The following is a 417-nucleotide window of genomic DNA, read 5'->3' as shown; positions in this document are numbered from 1 at the left end:
TTGAACATATGAGTTTTTATTCATCAAATGCTCTTTCATCGATAAGCCAAACTTAAAGGCCTCATTAATGCTCATGACGTCTTCCTTAGGTTCCAATGACACAGGTGTTGGCTCAGGCTGAGTTGCAAAGGTTGATTGTGGCTGCGTTTTGGGTTTGGGCTGCGCTTCAACTGTATCTTCTTGATCTGAAAACAGCTTCGTTTCCAGATCGCTGTTATCTTTATAGGGGTTGTATCCGAGTTCTAATAGTTTAGAGAGAGCTTCTCTCATCGTTCTAAGGAAAGCGTAACGCTCACGTTTAGTTTTGAAGTTATTGGCACCAGCCTTAATAAAAGGCTGTTTTTTGAGCTTGCCAGTCTCGGGATGGCGATAAGAAAAATAAACAAACCAACTTTTGCTAAGAGCTTCATCTTTGTA

At 40.8% G+C, this 417-nt stretch carries 1 pseudogene; it reads right to left on the bottom strand.

The features are described 5' to 3' along the window. Positions 1-417: pseudogene (locus CXF67_RS17970) on the bottom strand (site-specific integrase); the annotation flags it as partial.

Origin of the sequence: Psychroflexus sp. MES1-P1E, assembly GCF_002836055.1 — a bacterium.
Lineage (GTDB): Bacteria > Bacteroidota > Bacteroidia > Flavobacteriales > Flavobacteriaceae > Psychroflexus.
This window is presented reverse-complemented; position numbering and strand designations above follow the sequence as displayed.